Source organism: Pseudomonas sp. NA-150 (genome assembly GCF_044336365.1).
Classification (GTDB): Bacteria; Pseudomonadota; Gammaproteobacteria; order Pseudomonadales; family Pseudomonadaceae; genus Aquipseudomonas.
Window position 1 is genome coordinate 1321268 of sequence record NZ_CP172305.1, and the last position, 20160, is coordinate 1341427.

Annotated in this window: 20 protein-coding genes; 11 read left to right on the forward strand and 9 right to left on the reverse strand. The window is 54.1% G+C overall.

Annotation, left to right across the window (positions count from 1 at the left end; translation table 11 throughout):
• The first annotated feature begins 147 nt into the window (after nucleotides 1-147).
• Nucleotides 148-918, forward strand: coding sequence for a class I SAM-dependent methyltransferase (locus tag ACF0H7_RS06340; protein ID WP_397451934.1), 771 nt, complete (start codon nucleotides 148-150; stop codon nucleotides 916-918).
• A gap of 205 nt (nucleotides 919-1123) precedes the next feature.
• On the opposite strand, the gene rffA is transcribed toward ACF0H7_RS06340, so the two are convergent.
• The 7 genes from rffA to ACF0H7_RS06375 all read right to left on the reverse strand — a co-directional run bounded on the left by rffA (nucleotide 1124) and on the right by ACF0H7_RS06375 (nucleotide 7312).
• Nucleotides 1124-2257: a dTDP-4-amino-4,6-dideoxygalactose transaminase gene (rffA, locus tag ACF0H7_RS06345; protein WP_397451935.1), complete on the reverse strand. Its 1134-nt coding sequence runs from the start codon at nucleotides 2255-2257 to the stop codon at nucleotides 1124-1126.
• Nucleotides 2254-3756, reverse strand: a complete 1503-nt coding sequence (locus ACF0H7_RS06350; RefSeq protein WP_397451936.1) for a hypothetical protein — start codon at nucleotides 3754-3756, stop codon at nucleotides 2254-2256. The genes rffA and ACF0H7_RS06350 overlap by 4 nt, the downstream gene beginning before the upstream one ends.
• Nucleotides 3757-3889: 133 nt before the next feature.
• A complete protein-coding gene (locus ACF0H7_RS06355) occupies nucleotides 3890-4264 on the reverse strand; it encodes an EamA family transporter (protein WP_397451937.1) in 375 nt (124 codons plus the stop codon).
• On the reverse strand, nucleotides 4264-5187 hold the full coding sequence (locus tag ACF0H7_RS06360; RefSeq protein WP_397451938.1) for a hypothetical protein: 924 nt from the start codon (nucleotides 5185-5187) through the stop codon (nucleotides 4264-4266). Before ACF0H7_RS06360 ends, ACF0H7_RS06355 begins: the two co-directional genes overlap by 1 nt.
• Complete coding sequence (locus ACF0H7_RS06365; RefSeq protein WP_397451939.1) at nucleotides 5184-5849, reverse strand: acetyltransferase; 666 nt, start codon at nucleotides 5847-5849, stop codon at nucleotides 5184-5186. Before ACF0H7_RS06365 ends, ACF0H7_RS06360 begins: the two co-directional genes overlap by 4 nt.
• Nucleotides 5849-6481 carry a class I SAM-dependent methyltransferase gene (locus ACF0H7_RS06370; RefSeq protein WP_397451940.1) on the reverse strand — a complete coding sequence of 211 codons (633 nt, stop codon included), beginning with the start codon at nucleotides 6479-6481 and terminating at the stop codon, nucleotides 5849-5851. The genes ACF0H7_RS06365 and ACF0H7_RS06370 overlap by 1 nt, the downstream gene beginning before the upstream one ends.
• A gap of 135 nt (nucleotides 6482-6616) precedes the next feature.
• Nucleotides 6617-7312 (reverse strand): WbqC family protein, encoded by a 696-nt coding sequence (locus ACF0H7_RS06375; RefSeq protein WP_397451941.1) that lies wholly within the window; start codon nucleotides 7310-7312, stop codon nucleotides 6617-6619.
• Between the two features lie 307 nt (nucleotides 7313-7619).
• On the opposite strand from ACF0H7_RS06375, the gene ACF0H7_RS06380 reads away from it, so the two are divergent.
• From ACF0H7_RS06380 to fabF, 3 genes are all read left to right on the forward strand, one after another.
• On the forward strand, nucleotides 7620-7955 hold the full coding sequence (locus ACF0H7_RS06380; RefSeq protein ID WP_397451942.1) for a ComEA family DNA-binding protein: 336 nt from the start codon (nucleotides 7620-7622) through the stop codon (nucleotides 7953-7955).
• 217 nt (nucleotides 7956-8172) lie between these two features.
• Nucleotides 8173-8970: an SDR family NAD(P)-dependent oxidoreductase gene (locus ACF0H7_RS06385; protein ID WP_397451943.1), complete on the forward strand. Its 798-nt coding sequence runs from the start codon at nucleotides 8173-8175 to the stop codon at nucleotides 8968-8970.
• 27 nt (nucleotides 8971-8997) lie between these two features.
• Entirely contained in the window at nucleotides 8998-10272 is a 1275-nt protein-coding gene (gene fabF, locus ACF0H7_RS06390; protein ID WP_397451944.1) for a beta-ketoacyl-ACP synthase II, read from the forward strand.
• 121 nt (nucleotides 10273-10393) lie between these two features.
• Here fabF and ACF0H7_RS06395 read toward each other — a convergent pair whose 3' ends face one another.
• Complete coding sequence (locus ACF0H7_RS06395) at nucleotides 10394-10963, reverse strand: TetR/AcrR family transcriptional regulator (RefSeq protein WP_397451945.1); 570 nt, start codon at nucleotides 10961-10963, stop codon at nucleotides 10394-10396.
• A 204-nt stretch (nucleotides 10964-11167) separates the two neighbouring features.
• Between ACF0H7_RS06395 and ACF0H7_RS06400 the strand changes: the two genes are divergently transcribed.
• The 5 genes from ACF0H7_RS06400 (at nucleotide 11168) to ACF0H7_RS06420 (ending at nucleotide 16230) form a co-directional block, all read left to right on the forward strand.
• Nucleotides 11168-12121 carry an AraC family transcriptional regulator gene (locus ACF0H7_RS06400; protein ID WP_397451946.1) on the forward strand — a complete coding sequence of 318 codons (954 nt, stop codon included), beginning with the start codon at nucleotides 11168-11170 and terminating at the stop codon, nucleotides 12119-12121.
• A gap of 305 nt (nucleotides 12122-12426) precedes the next feature.
• Entirely contained in the window at nucleotides 12427-13794 is a 1368-nt protein-coding gene (gene benA / locus ACF0H7_RS06405) for a benzoate 1,2-dioxygenase large subunit (RefSeq protein WP_397451947.1), read from the forward strand.
• Nucleotides 13794-14282 carry a benzoate 1,2-dioxygenase small subunit gene (gene benB, locus ACF0H7_RS06410; RefSeq protein WP_397451948.1) on the forward strand — a complete coding sequence of 163 codons (489 nt, stop codon included), beginning with the start codon at nucleotides 13794-13796 and terminating at the stop codon, nucleotides 14280-14282. Before benA ends, benB begins: the two co-directional genes overlap by 1 nt.
• Before the next feature lie 15 nt (nucleotides 14283-14297).
• Complete coding sequence (benC, locus tag ACF0H7_RS06415) at nucleotides 14298-15308, forward strand: benzoate 1,2-dioxygenase electron transfer component BenC (RefSeq protein WP_397451949.1); 1011 nt, start codon at nucleotides 14298-14300, stop codon at nucleotides 15306-15308.
• A 142-nt stretch (nucleotides 15309-15450) separates the two neighbouring features.
• A complete protein-coding gene (locus ACF0H7_RS06420) occupies nucleotides 15451-16230 on the forward strand; it encodes a 1,6-dihydroxycyclohexa-2,4-diene-1-carboxylate dehydrogenase (protein ID WP_397451950.1) in 780 nt (259 codons plus the stop codon).
• 111 nt (nucleotides 16231-16341) lie between these two features.
• Here the strand turns inward: ACF0H7_RS06420 and ACF0H7_RS06425 are convergent, their stop codons facing one another.
• Entirely contained in the window at nucleotides 16342-17463 is a 1122-nt protein-coding gene (locus tag ACF0H7_RS06425; RefSeq protein WP_397451951.1) for a peptidase C39 family protein, read from the reverse strand.
• A 140-nt stretch (nucleotides 17464-17603) separates the two neighbouring features.
• Here ACF0H7_RS06425 and ACF0H7_RS06430 point away from each other — a divergent pair, with 140 nt between their 5' ends.
• Both ACF0H7_RS06430 and ACF0H7_RS06435 read left to right on the forward strand, forming a co-directional pair.
• On the forward strand, nucleotides 17604-19190 hold the full coding sequence (locus ACF0H7_RS06430) for a RimK family protein (RefSeq protein WP_397451952.1): 1587 nt from the start codon (nucleotides 17604-17606) through the stop codon (nucleotides 19188-19190).
• Nucleotides 19191-19219: 29 nt separating this feature from the next.
• On the forward strand, nucleotides 19220-20152 hold the full coding sequence (locus ACF0H7_RS06435) for a CorA family divalent cation transporter (protein ID WP_397451953.1): 933 nt from the start codon (nucleotides 19220-19222) through the stop codon (nucleotides 20150-20152).
• Nucleotides 20153-20160 lie beyond the last annotated feature (8 nt).

Here is a 20160-nt window from a genome sequence, read left to right on the forward strand (position 1 = left end):
CCTGGCAGTATACCGAGGAAAAGTGGCAGTTGACGAGCGTCGCATAGCTCAAGAACGCTGTACGATGCCTCACCGATGCGTCGGACTGCTGGACTAGATCCGTTAGCGGTGCGAAAATCGGACAAATTTCCTAGATCTGAGAACATCATGGACGTACTCCCGCCAGGCACTTTATTGCAGCTTATGTACCTTAAGGAACGGGTTTCAGGGCTCGAACCTGGGTGTTTTGTTGAAATTGGTGCTGGTTCCGGCCATATATCGGACCTATTGCTTTCTCTTGGGTGGCATGGGAAAGCATTCGACCTTTCATCTAGCACGGTAGAATCACTACAGACGCGGTTTTCTGCTGAAATCTCTGAAGGACGATATGAGGTGGTTCTTGGGGACTGGCTTGCGGCGCCTGTAGCGTCGTATGACTTGGTGGTTTCATGCATGGTAATGGAGCATTTTGACGACGATGGCGAGAGGGCGTTTATCTCGCGCGGACGAGATTGTCTTGCTCCAGGCGGGTTGATGATATCTATCGTGCCTGGTTCTCCGGATCACTGGGGAATTGAAGATGAGATTGCCGGGCATTATCGGCGTTACAGTAGAGAGACTGCCATTGAAGCTTTTCGCAGAGAGGACATGACGGTATCGCATGTCACGGGACTCACGTACCCCGTATCCAACATGCTATTCCCCCTTTCGAATTTCATTGTGAAACGCAACGAATCCAAGAAGCTGACCTTGAGCATGTTGGAGCGCACTAAACAGTCTGGAATAAGGGGAATTCCAATGAAAACTAGTTTTCCCGGGTTTCTGTCTTTACTGTTAAACGAAAAGGTGATGTTTCCCCTGCACCTTATTCAAAAACTGTGTGGTGGATCACGGAAGGCAATGGTACTTTACTGCGAGAGTAAATCCATCAACAAGTAAGGCTTGAGTATTACCCGAAAAAAGGTTTGAAGAGAAGTTCTATTTTTACCACTTGAACGGATTTTGGCGCCGAATGTTTAGTACTTCACCGTACTAGTGGCAATCCTCGACGTATTCTCTCTTACTCTTTTTTTGTGGCCCCCCCCCGTGGACAGAAGAGATACGAATAAATTTCGTCTGCCCTTCAGTCCATTGGGAAAGTTTACTATAAAGACGATTTGAGGACCCGAAGCACTCTGTCCTGCTGTTCGTCAGTAAGACCTACCCAAAGTGGTAAACGAACTAGACGTTCAGACTGGCTGTTAGTGAACTTTAGCTCGCCGTGAACTCGAGCGTATCGTTGGCCTGCTGGTGATGAATGAAGTGGGACGTAATGGAATACCGACGCAATATCGTTGCTTCTGAAACTGTCGAGCACAGCTTGACGATTAATCTCAGGTGCAAGTAATACATAATACATGTGCGCGTTATGTTGGCATCCCTCTGGTACGATTGGACGGCGTAACAGTCCTTTTGATTCAAAGTACTCCAATAGGGTATGATAACGCTGCCAGCTATTTATCCGCTCTTGGGTAATTCTATCTGCCTCCTCCAATTGGGCCCATAAAAAGGCGGCAATCAGTTCGCCAGGTAGAAACGATGAGCCCAATTCTTGCCAAGTATACTTGTCGACCTCGCCACGGAAAAATCTACTTCGATCTGTACCTTTTTCACGAATAATTTCAGCTCTTAAGGCTAATTCGGGGTCGTTGACAAGAAGTGCACCGCCCTCGCCGGAAATTACATTTTTTGTTTCATGAAAGCTGTAAGCCCCTAGATCACCAATGCTCCCCAGTGCTCGACCTTTATAGCTGGCCATTACTCCCTGTGCAGCGTCCTCCACCACTTTTAGATGGTGTTTTCGGGCGATTGCCATGATTGTATCCATTTCACAGGCTACGCCGGCGTAATGGACTGCGACGATTGCCTTTGTGCGAGTTGTAATTGCTGATTCGATCAATCGCTCGTCGATATTCAACGTGTCCTCACGAATATCGACAAAGACGGGCACTCCGCCTCGCAATGCAAAAGCATTTGCGGTAGATACAAAAGTATAAGAGGGCATGATGATCTCATCACCCGGTTGTATATCCAGCAACAACGCCGCCATTTCTAGTGCTGCGGTGCAAGAGTGGGTCAGCAGAGCTTTACTGCATCCTGTACGCTCCTCAATCCAGCTATGGCATCGCTTTGTGAAGGGGCCATCACCTGCCAAACGACCATTAAAGTGGGCTTCAGCAATGTAATAAAGTTCTTTGCCTGTCATGTGTGGCCAGTTAAACGGGATGTGCTGATTCATTTATTGGTCGTCCTTTGCTGATTTATTCCAAGTGTTGAGCCGGCCTCACACCGTATCCAGGTTACCTGAACTTGGTCGATGGTCTGAGGTTTATACGGCATCAGTTTTCTATTTAAATGCTCTTCGCAATATTTCCCAAGTGACGCGAAATTTTGCTCTGTGCCGACGATTGGAATTGCTATTCCTTTTTTAAGAAGATCGATAATGCCATCGCCATTTTTCTGATCTTGGGATGCAACTGAAAAGGGGGCAAGTGTAAAGACACCTAGGCCATATAAACGAAGTGAGGACGCTAATGGAGTGAGAGGTGCGTAGGCGGCCTCAAAAGGAAATCCTGCTCCCCAAACGACTAACGACTGCGGCGGAAAGTCGCTCAACCCTTGGTTTATCTGCTTAGATGAGGCTTCAAATGCCTTCGATTGCGCGTAAACAGTGTACGTATTGAATGCCACAATTAAAAATATTGCCGCCAGCGCCAGTCGCTCACGCCAGATGTTATTTTTTCGTGTGCTTAAAAACGGGACTATGACAAGTAGAGAGGCCAAAGGCATGTAAACTCTCAATACTCCAGGGCGCCCCAATAAGCCTAAACAAAATATTGCTGCCAGACATAGGCAGGCAGTGACTAAATATTTTCGACTTGGGCAGCAGACAAATAATATAAGGGCCGCAATAATAAGTGGTAGAAGGTTGGGGTGAATTATAGTGTTTACGCCAATCCAGGCGTTGGTTAGCGAGTTGCTTTGGATGGGTAACGGCCCTAATTTTTCGAGCATAGAGTTTAGTTTGCCTGGATTGGCAATATCAGGATCGACGAAAAACCAGTTTGTAATGAGATTTATATCATTTTGGCTGTAGTTGTGTTCGTCAAGTATATCGGGTCTATTTTTGAGCTGCTGTCCAGCGCCGAAATCAGTAAAATGAGCTCGAGCCGGGTTTAATTGATTGTACGCTTGCCAATCAAGACTCTGATAGGCTTTGTAGTCAGTGATCGCTGACAACACTATAGCGAAGGCTGTGATTGCCAATGCAAATTTTGCGGCCCGCGTTTTTTTTAGAAGTTTCCAAGGAAGTAGTGGTAAAGCAACAAGAAGTACCAGTAAAAATTCTTGGCTTCGAACTAAGTAACTCAGATATGCGAGGACGCAACCGATTACTAACGCCACTAAGCTTGTCGTTCTTGAATACAAGTGAAAACAAATGATAGCTGCTACCATAAGCAGGCCGGCATTAAGTGTAAATTGCGGGAAAAGAATTGGTCGGGTAAATATAAGAATTAATACGAGTGCTGATTTTACCGGGTGGGCACCTAGTTTCATCAGTCCCGCAAAGATGGCCGTACCGGAGATTATTAATACTCCAAAAGTGGCTGTGGAGTAGCCGAGCACTCCATCAAATGTGGGGATTAATCTGACAATATATCCCCAGATAATATTAGAGAATATAATGTTTGGGGAGCTGAAAGCTGCGATACCGTAACCATGAGCAACCATTGACATTGCGATGTCGTCGTTTGTTTCCCACATAGGCTGTGATAGATTGCACAAAATCACTACGAGGGCGGTTACAGCGAATAGCGCGCAGATGTATAGGTATGAACCTGTCAGTGAGGATCGGCGTGAGTCCACAGGTTTATCCACGAGCAGCTACCACCGTACCCAACATGATGAGAGAGATCCCCAATATTTTTTGCGGAGTTATAGGCTCGCTCAGCAACCATCCGCTTAAAACAATCACGACAACAAAATTCAAACTCATAAAAGGGTAGGCATGACTTAGGTCGAACTTTGTCATTGCCGCCATCCAGGCAAGCGAAGCCAGAAAACCTGCCGCGAAGCCCGTAAATATTACAGGGTCGAATAGCAGTGACACTAAAAACTTCAGCTTTTCAAGAATATCTTCAGGAAGAGGTCCGAATTTTGAAATTCTCCACTTCAAAACTAACTGGCCATAGACGGTAAAACCTATTGTTATAAAAATATAAAGATAGTCGAATATGCGCGGCATCAGATTTCTTCCCTAATAGCGAGGCCGAAACCTGTTTTGCCGTAATCGTTGCCGTTATAGAGCATGTAGTGTCTTCCGTTATGCTCGAATACAAATGGGTATTCAATCATGTCAGAGTCCCATTTTTCTGGCCCTACGGTTATGCCGGTGTTCTCAAGTGTCAAACGCCAGACTTCTCCGTGGCCGGTTGTTGCGGAACCAATTCGATACTTTTCCCCGCTACCGCTTCGGTAGGAGAACCACATATCAAAACCACCTAGGGGGTTTGTCGCAACTGTAGGTCGTGAATATGCTTGTGCGACTCCAATCTGATATGGAATTGCTAACCCTTCTCGAACCCATTTATGGCCGTCGATAGACGAGGCACGGTTAATGACGTGGAGCATTTCTCCATTACCGGCGTCCCAAGTTCTAGTCGACCCATACCACATGCAATACTCACCATCTTTTTTCTTGTACACCCAAGGGTATGACAGGCTTAGCGCATCTGTAGAGTCGACGGCCATAAACGGGAGATCATTGTCTAGCCTCAGCGTCAGGTCAGGGTTGACGATGAGCCTGCCGATGTCTCCTCGCCAATGCTGATCGGGCGGAGACTGCCATCCCATAAATAGCATGTACATAACGCCATTCACCGTATAGCAGTTTCCTATGCTGACGCCATCAGCGTAGAAGCTGTCTTTTGGTCCGTGCTCGAAAAAGGGAAGGTTGTGATCTTGGACTATTTTTCGCTCTACGATATTTATGTCCACCGCACCCACAGAGGATCGGTTATCGCAGTCTCGACCGCTAAAAAAAATACGGTAAACGTCCCCTTTGAGATGAACGGGTAGCGGGTTTGCAGCGTGGGATAACAGCTTTGGGTGCCTGCCAGTGGTTGGCGGTGAATAGAGCTGCCCCAGTTTTTTCCAAACTAAGCTCATATCTTTCTCAGTTTATTGCTAGGTACTTTGGAGCGTTCCGTTGAAGAGCCAATATAAACTCCGTTAGGTTCCGCGTCAGCTAATAATAATGTGCCAGCACCAATGACGCATTGATCTCCGATTTTGATATGGTCTCTCAGTGTTGCGTTGACACCAATAAAACATTGCTCACCAATTACGACTCCGCCGGAGATGACTACGTGTGAAGCGATGAATGTATGGTCGGACAGTGTGGAGTGATGCCCAATGTGATTGCCGCTCCACAACGTAACGTTGTTTCCTATTGCAACAAAGGGTTGAATAGTGTTGTCTTCAAGTATGAAGCAGTTTTCACCAATTTTACCTTCGTTCAATACCGTGGCTTTACTACTTATGTAGCTGGCAACTGTGTAGCCCAGTGCTTTGGCGGCTAGATACTTTTCTTTTCGCACCAGATTTAGTTTTGAGTAGCTAAGTGCTACAAAAATCGAGTGAGACTCTGGAGGAAATTCGTTCATTACGCTTTCGAAGGCGACAACTGGTAGTCCGCAAAATGTGGGGCTTTCAATGTAGTCTGCGTCAGCGGTGAATGCGACGACTTCGAATTCAGAGTCCGAACTGAAATAGAAGTGTGCCAGCTGAGCAATATCACCTGAACCAAAAATAACGAGTTTATTTTTCATTATATCTTCCTCACGAGGATGGTGAACTCATAAAGTCCATAATCGTGCAGCAACGCAACCTGGGTTGAATATCGCTTCTTGCAGAGGTCGAATAGTTGGCATGGATCTGCGTAGTAGAGGTAGTCGCGCTTTTTGTTTTCGTCTGAGTAGGAGGTCAGGCAATTGAAAGAAAAACCTAAACGGCTGGTACGATCCAGAACGTCCAGGGTGGCCTCAAGGTAGCTTTGCCACTCAGCGTCGGTGCGTCCGAGTCGCACATTAAATATTCCACTGGCCACACCGTAATCTGCTGCCGCATCGGGCTCGGGGGATGCTATGAAGCGCGCTTGATGCTGATCAAGATATCGTGTGCTAGCGGCACGAACCATATCCTCGGAGACGTCGAGACCGAGATAGGAAAAAGTGGAATAGTTTTCGCGTAAAAAATCGAAAAGGGAGCCATACCCGCAGCCCAGGTCGTTCAAAGAGAAGCTATCGGCTCCATTGACGACCTTGCAGAGTTGATTAAATCTTAAGGCTTGGCCCTCTTCGCCGTTCCAATCCACTCCGCGGGGGGTTTCTCCATGTAGTGCTAGCTTTTCCGAATAGTAGTTGGCAACTTCGCGTAAAAGGTCAGCCTTGGTTTCATGCATAATTCACCTCGTGATGATTTAGAGAAATTGATGGGGTCCCGTAAATATCCTTAAAATTAGCCACCCGGCATATTTCCTTACACCAGTTGTTGAAACGCAGTGCAGATGGATAAGTGGTCATGACCAAGGGCGGTTTCATGGGTTGACATGCCTAATAAAGAGGTGTGACTCGCTACCACAGTTAAATAGTAGATCCAGAATAGTGACTCCATGAGAAAATTCACCCCACTGTTGTGGATATTCTGGGTACCCGGCGTAATCAAACCAACTAAGTTTTATACTGAGGTCGTCGAATACTTTTTCAACTACGTAGTCTTTTGCTGATGGGCCCGAGACATACTCACTGCCACCTGCCTGGTAGCATAGGTCAGCAAGACGTTCAGTTTTTCCGTCGAGCAGCGTGTAATCCCATGAATTACTGATGGTCGTCTTGATGCCAAGGTAAGCGCAAATGGCCTCAATAAAACGTCGATTTAGCTGGGAGATATGGGTGTATGAGCCGTTCATATAAAGCGGTTCGAGCCAGTCGGCTATTTCCATGAAGTGTGGGGCACGACGGTAATTTTGTACTAACGCTTTCCAGTGCGCAGCCGCCCAGTCTGTACCGTCAATTTCTGTTTCACGGATTTTTTGATGATATTTTCCTTTCACCAAAACGGGTACGGTTAACCACTGTACTCCCTGTGGTGTCTTAATCTGATTACGGTTCCGCCAGTCTCTGCGGGTGTATTGCATGTCATCATAAAGAATGAACTCATCGACGGATGCAATCATGTCGAAGTACCCTTTCCAAGGTATGTAATTAGACTGAAGAATAGCTACTTTTTTCATTGCGACTCTTCCTTGAGATCCTTTGTTTTTACTAGAAGGCTAGCGTCGGCTGTCCATCCGGACTTTTTCAGGATCTGTGAAATAGAGAATTTACTTGTACTGGTATGCACGCTATTTCACCGACTTTTGGGAACCGACATATTAATATGCTGGCGGGGTACCGTCACCCCTAGACTCGATTCCAAGCGGCGGTAAGGCAAAAATCTCCAGTAACGCTTCCACCTTTGACGCCCCCCACCCATCGTCTACCTTTGAAAAGCAGCCCCGGATTGCTGCTTCCAACCCAGTCTCACAAGGAGCGTCACCTATGCGCAGTGCTTTCCTCTCATCCCTCCTGTTCGCCGTCTTCACCACCGCCTCGGTCGCCGTCAGCGCGGCCCCTGCCGCTCAGCCTTCAGCCCCCGCCCCGGTCAGTGCGCAGGCAGTCATGCAGGCCGATCAGTCTGTGAAGGTCAACCTCAATACCGCAGACGCCGACACCCTGCAAAAACAGCTCAGCGGCATAGGCAGCGCAAAGGCCCAGGCCATCGTTGCCTACCGTGAGGAGAACGGCGAGTTCACCTCTATTGACGAACTGCTCGAGGTGAAGGGCATCGGTAAGGCAATCCTCGAGAAAAACCGCGATAAAGTCAGTATCAACTAGGAAATTGCGCCTAAAAGGCCGGTCTTTGGATCGGCTTTTTTCGTTGTATTGCAGACCTTCAGTCAGACCCCCGCACTCGCCATCCGCTACAGTCTATCCTCCATCCCACCTGCCAACCCTTCAGCCCCCTTCCTTGACATCGTCCATGTCGAGCGTCATATAATCGCCATGAATTACGATTGTAATATAAACGCTCCCTCACCCAGGTATCAAACCCATGACCACGTCAAAAGGCACTGCCCTCATCACCGGTGCATCCACTGGCATCGGTTCTATCTATGCTGACCGTTTCGCCAAACGCGGCTACGATTTGTTGTTGGTTGCTCGCGATTTGCAGCGCCTGGAAACCCTGGCAACGCGACTGCGTCATGAAACAGGTGTAAAGGTGGAGGTGTTGAAGGCTGATCTGGTGGATAGCGCTGATCTGCATAAGGTCGAACAGCGTCTGCGCACTGATGCGTCGATTTCGTTGTTGGTGAATAACGCTGGTGTAGCGTCGGACGGTACGTTGGCGGCGGCGGATTTGGGTGGGTTGGATCGGATGATTCAGTTGAACGTTGTGGCCTTGACGCATTTGGCGTCGGCGGCGGCGGACAGTTTTTCCAAAGCCGGGCGTGGGGCGATTGTGAATATTGCTTCGGTGGTGGCGTTGTTGCCTGAGCGGTTTAACGCGACGTATGCGGCGACCAAGGCGTATGTGTTGAGTCTGACGCAGTCGTTGCATGCTGAGGTCAGTGAGGCGGGGGTGCAGGTTCAGGCGGTGTTGCCGGGTGCGACGCGGACTGAGATCTGGGAGCGTAGCGGTCTGGATTTGAATGCATTTCCGCCTGAGATGGTGATGGAAGTGAATGAATTGGTCGATGCCGCGTTGGCCGGTTTTGATCAGAAAGAGTTGATTACCATTCCGGCGTTGTCCAACCCTGCGGAGTGGGATGCGTTTGTAGCGGCCCGTCATGCGATGGGGCCGAATTTGTCGTTGAGCAGTGCGGCGGCGCGATATAAGCCGTCTGCTTGAGTTTCTTTTCTAGGTTGAGGTGATTGCATGAACGGACGCCGAGTCGTAGTGACGGGCATGGGCCTGGTTTCGCCTTTGGGCAGTGGCGTAGAGGCGGTGTGGAAACGGCTGCTGGCTGGCCGCTCCGGGTTGGTTACGCTGCCGGAAGACGTGGTGGCTGACTTGCCAGGCAAGGTCGGTGGTGTTGTGCCATCGCGCGCCGATGATGCTGAGGCGGGGTTCGATCCGGATGAGTCTATCGCGCCTAAAGAACAGAAGAAGATGGACCGTTTCATCATGTTCGCCATCGCGGCGGCCAAGGAAGCGGTGGCTCAGGCCGGCTGGGTGCCGGAGTCCGACGAGGAAAAAGAGCGTACCGCGACCATCATTGGTTCCGGGATCGGCGGCTTTGGTGCGATTGCCGACGCGGTAAGGACTGTGGATACTCGTGGCCCGCGTCGTTTGTCGCCGTTCACCATTCCTTCGTTCCTGGTCAATCTGGCGGCCGGGCATGTGTCGATTCAGCACGGTTTCAAAGGCCCGCTCGGTGCGCCGGTGACGGCGTGTGCGGCCGGTGTGCAGGCGATCGGTGACGCGGCGCGGATGATTCATAGCGGTGAGGCGGATATTGCGATTTGCGGCGGCGCGGAAGCGGCGATTGATCGGGTCAGCCTCGGTGGTTTCGCGGCGGCGCGGGCATTGTCGAGTGCGTTCAACGAGACGCCGACCAAGGCGTCGCGTCCGTTTGATCGTGATCGCGATGGTTTTGTGATGGGCGAGGGCGCGGGGATTCTGGTGATTGAGTCGCTGGAGCATGCGCTCGCTCGTGGCGCCACGCCGATTGTCGAGTTGGTGGGTTACGGCAGCAGTGCTGACGCTTATCACCTGACCGCCGGGCCGGAAGATGGCAGCGGCGCGCGTCGTGCGATGCAGGCGGCGATTCGTCAGGCGGGTATCCAGGCTTCGCAGATTCAGCACTTGAACGCTCACGCGACGTCGACACCGGTAGGCGATAAAGGCGAGATGGCGGCGATCAAGTCGGTGTTCGGCGATCAGAATTCGATTGCGGTGACATCGACCAAGTCCGCCACTGGGCATTTGCTCGGCGCAGCAGGCGGGATCGAGGCGATTTTCACGGCGTTGGCGATTCGCGATCAAGTCGCGCCAGCCACGCTGAACTTTGAAAACCCCGATGAAGCGGCGCAAGGCCTGGACATCGTGCATGGCGAAGCGCGCAAGATGAAGATCGACTATGCGCTGTCCAATGGGTTTGGTTTTGGCGGGGTGAATGCGAGCGTGTTGTTCAAGCGTTGGCAGGATTGATGGGGTGATTGGGGACCCTTGTAGGAGCCGCCGAAGGCTGCGATAAGGCCGGAACGGCCTTCGCGATGTAGATTGATCGCAGCCTGCGGCAGCTCCTACAGGGATTGTGCGGACGTCAGGCTTAAGCCTTCGCCTGTTCCTTCAACCACTCGCGTGTGGTCTCGAGTATCCGGTCGGCCAGTTCGGCGTCATGCGCGCTGCGCGACAATACCAGCGCGCCCACCAGTGTCGACAACATCACCGTGCTCAGCTCTGCCGCATTGGCGATACCTTCCGGCAAGCCACTTTCGATCGCGTTCAGGCGGTTGTGAATCATTTTGTCGGTGGTTGGGCTGGGCTGGCCGCGTTGCCCCAGTTCCGAGGACATGGTCGGCAGCGGGCAGCCCTGTTCCGGCGCGGAGCGGTGGCCGTTGGACAGGTAGTTGTCGATAAACGCCGCCAGCGGGTGTTCTTTTTGCGAGAACAACTCTTCACAGTGCGCTGACAGGTCGTCTGCCGCCTGGGACAGCGATTTTTCGACCAGTTCATCTTTGGATTTGAAGTGCGCATAGAAGCCGCCATGGGTAAGGCCCAGGGCTTTCATCAGCGGTTGCAGACCCGTGGCGCCAATGCCGTCACGCCGAAAGCGCGCCGACGCTTCGTTGATGATCCGTTGATGGGTTTGGGCTTTATGGTCTTCCGAGTAACGCATTGCCGGAGTCTCCGAGCGTGGCTCTATAAATGGTGACCATAATTTTGTCATGAATGAGCAAAGTAGCGCAGCATTCATTTATTGAGCTGACTCTCCGTCGGTCAGGTCGGCGCAGACAGTGTTCGGTGATCGGACATTAGCCTGTTGTTTGGCGTGCATCTCCAGTAGGCTCGTTGCCATAAGAAGAGCATGAGTTAGCCGTGTATGCACAGCAGGCTGCTGAACGATAAGAGCATGGTGTTTGAGCGAGCCGATCCCTATGCGGTGTCGGAATACGTTAACCAGCATGTAGGTTCCCATTGCATCCAGTTGCCTGTCTCTTCCAGGCCGCAGGCCAACCTCAATCACAGTAAATTCGCCAGCCTTGACCTGTGCCGCATCAGTTACGGCGATAGCGTGCACGTCACTTCTCCCGCGCTGGAAACCATTTACCACCTGCAAATCCTGTTGCGCGGGCAGTGTTTGTCCAAGGCTTTCGGGAAAGAACACTACTTCGAACCGGGCGAGTTGCTGCTGATCAATCCCGATGATCCGGTGGATTTGCTGTATTCCGCCGATTGCGAAAAATTCATTCTCAAATTGCCGTTGTCGGTGCTTGAAACGACCTGCGCCGATCTGCGCTGGCACAAGCCCAGCGAGGGCATTCGTTTCGCCTCGAGTCGGCATAACCTGGCCGAGCTTGACGGGTTTATGGGGCTGCTGGGGCTGGTGTGTCAGGAGGCGGAGACTGATCTGGTGATGCCTCGGGTGCGTGAGCATTACACGCAGATCATCGCCAGCAAGTTGCTGACGCTGCTGGGCAGTAACGTCGTCCGCGAGTCGCTGGAGGTGCAGTCGGCGCCGTTCGAACGGCTGGCCGAGTACATTGCGCAGAACCTCAAGCAGGACATCACGGCCGATTCTCTGGCCCGACTCAGTCACATGAGCCTGCGCTCGCTGTATGCGCTGTTCGAGCGGCATGCCGGGACTACGCCGATGAATTACATCCGGCGCAAGAAGCTGGAGCGGATTCAGATGAGTCTGTCAGACCCGAATCAACGGGTGCGAAACCTGACTGAAATCGCCCTCGATTATGGCTTTCTTCACCTGGGCCGGTTCTCTGAGTACTACAAGCATCAGTTTGGCGAGTTGCCCTCGGTCACCCTGAAACGCCGCTGACGGAGTTATGACGCTGTTTGATCGTTCCCACGCTCCGCGTGGTAATGCAGACCGAGACGCTCAGCGTCTCTGTGCACAATTATAAGGTACTAGGTGACGCGGAGCGTCACGGGATGCGTTCCCACGCAGAGCGTGGGAACAATCAGTATCTGACACACCGTCATCGCGGCGGTGCGGCGATCCGACAAGCCCGCTCCTACAACATCTTGCACAAATCGGATAACCCTCCGCACTCCGTGGATATTGTTCGCCCCCCGCCAGGCATAGCCTGCAACGGTCGAACAATAACAATGGAGAACCGGGTCATGTCCCTGGGATTCGATTACCTGCATTCCCTGCTTGAGGAAGATCACGAGAAGGGCATCTATCGCTGCAAACGCGAGATGTTCACTGATCCGCGCCTGTTCGAACTGGAGATGGAATACATCTTCGAGGGCAATTGGCTGTACCTCGCCCATGAAAGCCAACTGCCGAATAAAAACGACTACTACACCACCACCATGGGCCGTCAGCCGGTGTTCATCGCCCGCAACAAGGACGGTGAGCTGAACGCCTTCATCAACGCCTGCAGTCATCGCGGCGCCATGCTCTGCCGACACAAAACCGGCAACCGCTCCAGCTACACTTGTCCGTTCCACGGCTGGACCTTCAACAACTCCGGCAAGTTGCTCAAAGTCAAAGACCCAGCCGAAGCAGGCTACCCCGACGCGTTCAATTGCGAAGGCTCCCACGACCTGAAAAAAGTCGCACGCTTCGAGTCCTATCGCGGCTTCCTGTTCGGCAGCCTCAATCCCGACGTGGTGTCGCTCAAAGAACACTTGGGCGAATCGGCAAAAATCATCGACATGATCGCCGACCAATCGGCTGACGGCCTGGAAGTGCTGCGTGGTTCGTCCAGTTATGTCTATGAAGGCAACTGGAAACTCCACGCGGAAAACGGTGCCGATGGTTATCACGTCAGTTCGGTGCACTGGAACTACGCCGCCACCAGCAACCGCCGTAAAACAGCGGCCGGCGGCGACGATATCCGTGCGATGGACGCCGGCACCTGGTCGAAGCAAGGCGGTGGTTTTTATTCGTTCGAACACGGCCACATGCTGCTCTGGACGCGTTGGTCGAATCCGGAAGATCGGCCGCTGTACGAGCGTCGCGACGAACTGGCCCGCGATTTCGGCCAGGCCCGCGCCGACTGGATGATCGGCAACTCGCGCAACCTGTGCCTGTACCCGAGCCTGTACCTGATGGATCAGTTCGGTTCGCAGATCCGCATCGCACGGCCGATCTCTGTGGATAAAACCGAGATCACCATCTACTGCATCGCCCCCAAAGGCGAAAGCGACGAAGCCCGCGCCCGGCGTATTCGCCAGTACGAAGACTTCTTCAATGTCAGTGGCATGGCCACCCCGGACGACCTCGAAGAGTTCCGTTCCTGCCAGTTGGGCTTTAACGCCAAAGCCATGCCGTGGAATGACATGTCGCGCGGCGCCAAGCACTGGATCGAAGGCGCGGACGATGCGGCGCGTGAAATCGACCTGCACCCGATCCTCAGCGGCAAACGCACCGAGGACGAAGGTCTGTTCGTGGTTCAGCACAAGCATTGGCTCGCGACCATGCACAAAGCCCTTGAGCAACAACAAGCGGCTCGGCAATTGATTCCTGTGGAGGCGGTGTGATGAGCATTTCCTACGATGCCGTGCGCGACTTCCTCTATCGTGAAGCGCGTTACCTGGACGACAAGGACTGGGACAACTGGCTGGAACTGTATTCCCCTGACTCAAGCTACTGGATGCCGTCCTGGGACGATCACGATGAACTGACCCAAGACCCGCAGCGGGAAATTTCGTTGATCTGGTACGGCAACCGCAGCGGCCTGGAAGATCGCATCTTCCGCATAAAGACCGAGCGCTCCAGCGCCAGCGTGCCGGACACCCGCACCTCGCACAACATCAGCAACATCGAGATCCTCGAACAGGCTGACGGGCTGTGCAAGCTGCGCTTCAACTGGCACACCCTGAGTTTTCGTTACAAAACCGTCGACAGTTATTTCGGCACCAGCTTCTACACCCTCGACACCCGCGGTGAAGCGCCGCTGATCAAGGCCAAGAAGATTGTGTTGAAAAACGATTACGTGCGCCAGGTCATCGACGTTTATCACCTCTGAAGCGAGTGCCCGATCATGACTCATACCATTGCGTTCAACTTTGAAGACGGCGTCACCCGTTTCATCGACGCTAACCCCGGCGAAGTGGTGGCTGATGCCGCCTATCGTCAGGGCATCAACATTCCGCTGGATTGCCGCGACGGCGCCTGTGGGACCTGCAAGTGCTTCGCCGAATCGGGCAAATACAGCCTGGGCGACGAGTACATCGACGACGCGCTGACGGCGGAGGAGGCTGAGCAGGGTTTCGTGCTGACCTGTCAGATGCGTGCCGAGAGCAACTGCGTGGTGCGGGTGCCGGCTTCCTCGGAAGTGTGCCGCACGCAGAAGGCCAGTTTCGATGGCGCCATTAGCGATGTGCAGGTGTTGTCCGACAGCGCGATTCGCTTGTCGATTAGCGGCGAAGGTTTGGGCTCCCTGGCGTTCTTGCCGGGGCAATACGTCAACCTGCAAGTGCCGGGCAGCAGTGAAAGCCGTGCGTACTCGTTCAGTTCGTTGCAGCAGGACGGGCAGGTGTCGTTCCTGATTCGCTACGTGCCGGGCGGGTTGATGAGTACTTACCTCAAGGACCACGCCGCAGCCGGGCAGGGCATCAGCCTGACCGGGCCGCTGGGCAGCTTTTACCTGCGTGACATCAAGCGTCCGTTGTTGATGTTGGCGGGTGGTACCGGGTTGGCGCCGTTTCTGGCGATGCTGGAAAAGATCGCCGAAGCCGGCAGTGATTACCCGGTGCATTTGATCTACGGCGTGAGTCACGACTTCGACCTGGTGGAGATGGACAAGCTCGAAACACTGGCACAGCGCATTCCCAACTTCAGTTACAGCGCCTGTGTGGCAGCGGCGGAAAGTCAGCACCCGAAAAAAGGCTTCGTGACCCAGCACATCGAGCCGGCGCATTTGAATGAGGGTGAAGTGGATATCTACCTCTGCGGCCCGCCGCCGATGGTCGAAGCCGTGAGCCTCAACCTGCGCGAACGCGGCACCCAGCCGGCGAATTTCTATTTCGAGAAATTTGCGGCCAGCGCCTGATGCCGCCTCGCGAACAAGTTCGGTCCTATAAAGGAGCGCATTCCCCTGTAGGAGCCAACTTGTTGGCGAGCAGCTTGAAGTGATTTGCCTGACACACCGCCTCGCGAACAAGTTCGCTCCTACACATATTGGAGAGCCCTTCATGCCCAACCACCGCTTCACCGAAAAAGTCGCCGTCATCACCGGCGCCGCCCAAGGCATCGGCCGCCGCGTTGCTGAACGCATGGCCGAGGAGGGCGCAAAGCTGGTGTTGGTCGACCGTTCCGAACTGGTCCACGAACTCAACGACAGCCTCGGCCAACACGCCGAAGTCCTGACCCTCACCGCCGACCTCGAACAGTACAACGACGCGCATCAGGTGATGGTCGCCGCCGCCGAGCGTTTCGGCCGCATCGATATCCTGGTCAATAACGTCGGCGGCACCATTTGGGCCAAGCCGTTCGAGCACTATCAAGAGCATGAAATCGAAAGCGAAGTGCGCCGCTCGCTGTTCCCGACCTTGTGGTGCTGCCATGCGGTGTTGCCATTTATGTTGCAGCAGCAGTCAGGCGCGATCGTCAACGTTTCATCGGTGGCCACGCGCGGCGTCAACCGCGTGCCGTATGGCGCGGCCAAGGGTGGCGTGAATGCATTGACCGCGTGCCTGGCGTTTGAGAATGCCGAACGCGGGATTCGCATCAACGCCACCGCGCCAGGCGGGACGGAAGCACCGCCGCGTCGCATCCCCCGCAACACCGCCGAACAAAGTGCGGCGGAGAAGGTGTGGTATCAGCAGATCGTTGACCAGACCGTCGATAGCAGCCTGATGAAGCGCTACGGCACAGTGGATGAACAGGCGGGGGCAATCTTGTTTTTAGCCAGTGATGATGCCGCCTACATTACCGGTGTGACCTTGCCGGTAGGTGGTGGCGATCTCGGCTGAAACACCTCTAATTTGTAGGAGCTGCCGAAGGCTGCGAACCAACGGCCCGAAGGCCGTTCCGGCCTTATCGCAGCCTTCGGCAGCTCCTACAGAAAAGCAGCATGACAGGCTCTACAGCGGTGTACCGGTTTCCCCATTCTCACTCGCATACACAATCACCGACGCCCTCAGCTTATTCCCGCCAAAACAACTCATCCGCTCAAAGTCCCGATGACTCACCGGCACATGCTGGCAATCGAGGGCCTGGCGGTGTTGGCTGTGGTCGATGTCGGGGTCGTGCAGGTAGACGAAATCCTTGTCGCAACCGGTGATCATCACCCAATGCGGCGCCTTGGAGCGGGTCAGGCGGTAGCTGCTGATCAACACCAGCGGCTGGCCGCCTTCGTCAATCAATGCGCGCAGGTCCAGTTGCGCGCTGTGCACCTGCTGCACATCGCTGTGTTCCAGCTCGTCGCAGAAGCTTTCATGCACGAGTTTGATCACCTGTTTCTTTTCCTCGCTGCGCACCCCACTGAGAAACAGCGGCCCGCTCACGCTCACCTGCAAGCGCACCCGAAACCCGCGTCGCCAGGCGGCCAGCGCCAAGCCTTGCGGGCTGCAGCCGCCATGGCCTGAGGTCATGAACACGGTGGTCGCTTCCCGCCAGATTTGCACTTCCTCGCGCCGTTGCATCGGCCGTTGCGGCTGCAAGGCAGTCATCGCCATCAGCAAGCAAGCCGGGCCGCAGGTGAAATCGGTGGTTTGTTGGTAATAGGGCAGCGAACGGCTGTCGTTGTCGGGGAATTCGAGGATGCGTTTTTCGAAGCGCAGCGCGGCGGCGTGGTCTTCGTAGTAATCGCTGATCTCGGCAAAGCGCCGATACCCGTTGCGCTCGTAGAGGCTGATCGCGGTCGGGTTGTCCGGGCGTACTTCAAGCCGCAGGTACGCGCAATCATGTTGCCGCGCACGTTGTTCGGCCTGTGCCAGCAGGCGTCGGCCCAGGCCCAGACCGCGTGCGTCGCTGGCCAGCGCAATCGAGTACAAACGCGCCAGCGAGGTGCCGCGATGGAACAGCAGCAAGGCATAGCCGAGCACCCGGTTATCACCGTAGGCGACGATCAGACTGGCGTGGGCGCGGCTGATCATCCAGTGAAAACTGCGCGAGCTCATGCGGTCATGGGTGAAGCATTGGTTCTCCAGCGCCAGCAGGGCGTCGAGGTCATTTTCGGTGGCTTTGCGAAAGTCGATGTGCATGCTGATCCTGCGAGAAATTCCCCTGAGCACAGTGTGCCGTCGAGAAAAAAACCTGCCGTAAAACTTGCGTAACGAAACGGGACTTTTGAAAACCGCCGTGTTTAATAGAAAAGGACTTGTTCTCCAACGGACCCCATCACATGTCAGCGGCACAAGCGAACTTACCTGCGTTACCCAAGCCCGGCACCTCCACGACCTTGACCCCCGCCAGCTACTTGCCCGACCCCGGCAAGGCCAACAGCCAACTGGTGATCATCGTTGAGCGCAAGGAGGACTGGGCCAGTTACTTCCCCAGTGAAGATGTTGTTACCGCTCAGGAATACCTGGAAAAACCCAGGGACAACGAGGCCGGAAAGCGCGTGCAGGTGATCAACCTGTGCCGCAGCTACAAGTATCTGGGCCACGGTTACTACTGTTCGTTGCTGGCCGAAGCTCGCGGGCACAAAGTGATTCCGTCGGTGCGCACCATCAGCGAGCTGACCAAAAAATCGCTGTACGGCCTGGCCCTGGATGACCTGGACAAGACCCTGAAAAAAGCCCTCGGCAATCATCCCTACAGCCACACCGAAGGCTTCACCCTGAGCCTGTATTTCGGTAAGACCGATCTCGAACCGTTGCAGGATTTGGCCCGCCAGTTGTTCGAAGCCTTCCCCAGTCCGATCCTGTTGGTGGAGTTCCGCAACAGCGATGCCTGGCATATCGCCGAGATCAAATCCGGTGCCCTGCACAAGTTGCGCGACGATCAACAAGACCAGTTCGCCAACTCGCTGGACGGCTTCAGTCGCAAGATTTGGCGTCAACCGCGTTCACGCCGCGTGGCACGATACGACCTGGCGATCCTGCATGACCCGCAAGAAGCCTTGCCGCCTTCCAACCAGAAAGCCCTCGAGGGTTTCATCCGTGTCGGCAAGACCCTGGGTATCGATGTCGAGCTGATCGAGCGCAAGGATTACTCACGCCTGGCCGAGTACGACGCGCTGCTGATTCGCGAAACCACCAGCGTCGACAACCACACCTACCGCTTCGCCAAGAAGGCCGAAAGCGAGGGCCTGGTGGTGATGGACGACCCCGCGTCGATCCTGCGCTGCACCAACAAGGTGTACCTCGCCGACCTGCTTAAAAGCCATCAACTGGGCATGCCCGCCACTGAAATCCTGTACAAGGATCGACCGCAGGATTTCGAACAGATCAGTGAACGATTGGGCTTCCCACTGGTGCTGAAAATTCCCGACGGTTGTTTCTCCCGTGGCGTGATCAAGGTCGAAAACCAGCAAGCCCTGCTCAAGGCCAGCGCCGAGTTGTTCGAGCATTCGGTGTTGCTGTTGGCTCAGGAGTTCTTCTACACCGAGTACGACTGGCGCATCGGCGTACTCAATCGCAAGCCGATTTTTGCCTGCCAATATTTCATGTCCAAAGGTCACTGGCAGATCTACAACCACAAGGCCATCGGCAGCGACATCAACGGCGAATGCCGCACCTTGGCGGTCCACGAAGCACCCCGCGCAGTGGTCGAACTGGCCGTGAAAACCGCCAATCTGATCGGCGACGGCTTGTACGGCGTCGACCTCAAACAGTCTGGCGATAAAGTGGTGGTCATCGAAGTCAACGACAACCCGAACATGGACGCCGGCATCGAGGACGCTTACCTCAAAGACGATCTCTACACCCTGGTACTTGAAGAGTTCATCCGCCGCCTGGAGCTCAAGCGTCGCGGGCAAGCCTGGTAATTCGCTGCGATCGTTGTCTGGAGAGTTCTGTGATCAAAAGCTTTCAACTGGCGGAGGGCCGGTTGCTACCGGTGGCCAGCCTTAATGCCGATGTGATGCTGTTCATGGCTCCCGATGTGGGCGAGCGAATGCGGTTGCACAGCCATTTCGATATTGATGAACACGCCCTGGCCTCGGCGCTGGACCCGGACGAAGTATCAAGAATCGAATTCCGTGCCAACAACCTGTTCATGATCTGGAAGAGCCCGGAAAGTTACTCCGGCAACAATGGTTTCTCCTTCGGCGTGTCCTCGTTTGGTCTGGTGTTATGCGAGCGCCGTTTGTTGCTGATCAGCAAAGATGACAGTCAGCTGAATGACCTGGGTACGCATCGTCCCCTGCAGCAACCGATCGATGTATTGCTCGATTTGCTGGCCAACAGCGTCCACCACTACCTTGGGCACCTGAAGGTGATCAAGATGGTCGGGCGCGAATTGCAGCAGCGCCTGAACAGTTCGCTGGAGAACCAGCACTTCATCCAGATGTTCAACCTCAGCGAAAGCCTGATCTATTACATCAATGCGATTCACGGCAACGGCACCGTGCTGGCGCGCTTGCGCAACCATGCGCAGAAACTGGCGTTTGAACCGCACACAATGGACCTGATCGATGACCTGATCATCGAAAACGAGCAGTGCTACAAACAGGCGGAAATCTACTCGACGGTGTTCGCCGGATTGATGGACGCGCGGGGCAATTTGGTGAACAACAACATGAACGCACTGCTGCGCAAACTGACGGTGATCAACGTGGTGTTCCTGCCGTTGAACCTGATTGCGGGGATTGGCGGCATGTCGGAATACAGCATGATGACCGCGACCATTCCCTGGTGGATTTCCTACCCGGCGTTTTGCATGGCGATGGTCGGGGTTGGCGGGTTGATGGTGCAGATGCTCAAGCGTATGGCGCAGCGGGTGGCGTGAGGTACGCA

Coding starts and splice junctions, on each gene's coding strand:
- ACF0H7_RS06420 (WP_397451950.1), top strand. CDS start 15,451: ATGCCCAACCACCGCTTCACCGAAAAAGTCGCCGTCATCACCGGCGCC.
- ACF0H7_RS06375 (WP_397451941.1), bottom strand. CDS start 7,312: ATGAAAAAAGTAGCTATTCTTCAGTCTAATTACATACCTTGGAAAGGG.
- ACF0H7_RS06370 (WP_397451940.1), bottom strand. CDS start 6,481: ATGCATGAAACCAAGGCTGACCTTTTACGCGAAGTTGCCAACTACTAT.
- ACF0H7_RS06385 (WP_397451943.1), top strand. CDS start 8,173: ATGACCACGTCAAAAGGCACTGCCCTCATCACCGGTGCATCCACTGGC.
- fabF (WP_397451944.1), top strand. CDS start 8,998: ATGAACGGACGCCGAGTCGTAGTGACGGGCATGGGCCTGGTTTCGCCT.
- ACF0H7_RS06350 (WP_397451936.1), bottom strand. CDS start 3,756: ATGTCAATGGTTGCTCATGGTTACGGTATCGCAGCTTTCAGCTCCCCA.
- ACF0H7_RS06425 (WP_397451951.1), bottom strand. CDS start 17,463: ATGCACATCGACTTTCGCAAAGCCACCGAAAATGACCTCGACGCCCTG.
- ACF0H7_RS06355 (WP_397451937.1), bottom strand. CDS start 4,264: ATGCCGCGCATATTCGACTATCTTTATATTTTTATAACAATAGGTTTT.
- rffA (WP_397451935.1), bottom strand. CDS start 2,257: ATGAATCAGCACATCCCGTTTAACTGGCCACACATGACAGGCAAAGAA.
- ACF0H7_RS06340 (WP_397451934.1), top strand. CDS start 148: ATGGACGTACTCCCGCCAGGCACTTTATTGCAGCTTATGTACCTTAAG.
- ACF0H7_RS06380 (WP_397451942.1), top strand. CDS start 7,620: ATGCGCAGTGCTTTCCTCTCATCCCTCCTGTTCGCCGTCTTCACCACC.
- benB (WP_397451948.1), top strand. CDS start 13,794: ATGAGCATTTCCTACGATGCCGTGCGCGACTTCCTCTATCGTGAAGCG.
- ACF0H7_RS06365 (WP_397451939.1), bottom strand. CDS start 5,849: ATGAAAAATAAACTCGTTATTTTTGGTTCAGGTGATATTGCTCAGCTG.
- ACF0H7_RS06400 (WP_397451946.1), top strand. CDS start 11,168: ATGCACAGCAGGCTGCTGAACGATAAGAGCATGGTGTTTGAGCGAGCC.
- ACF0H7_RS06430 (WP_397451952.1), top strand. CDS start 17,604: ATGTCAGCGGCACAAGCGAACTTACCTGCGTTACCCAAGCCCGGCACC.
- benA (WP_397451947.1), top strand. CDS start 12,427: ATGTCCCTGGGATTCGATTACCTGCATTCCCTGCTTGAGGAAGATCAC.
- ACF0H7_RS06395 (WP_397451945.1), bottom strand. CDS start 10,963: ATGCGTTACTCGGAAGACCATAAAGCCCAAACCCATCAACGGATCATC.
- ACF0H7_RS06360 (WP_397451938.1), bottom strand. CDS start 5,187: ATGAGCTTAGTTTGGAAAAAACTGGGGCAGCTCTATTCACCGCCAACC.
- benC (WP_397451949.1), top strand. CDS start 14,298: ATGACTCATACCATTGCGTTCAACTTTGAAGACGGCGTCACCCGTTTC.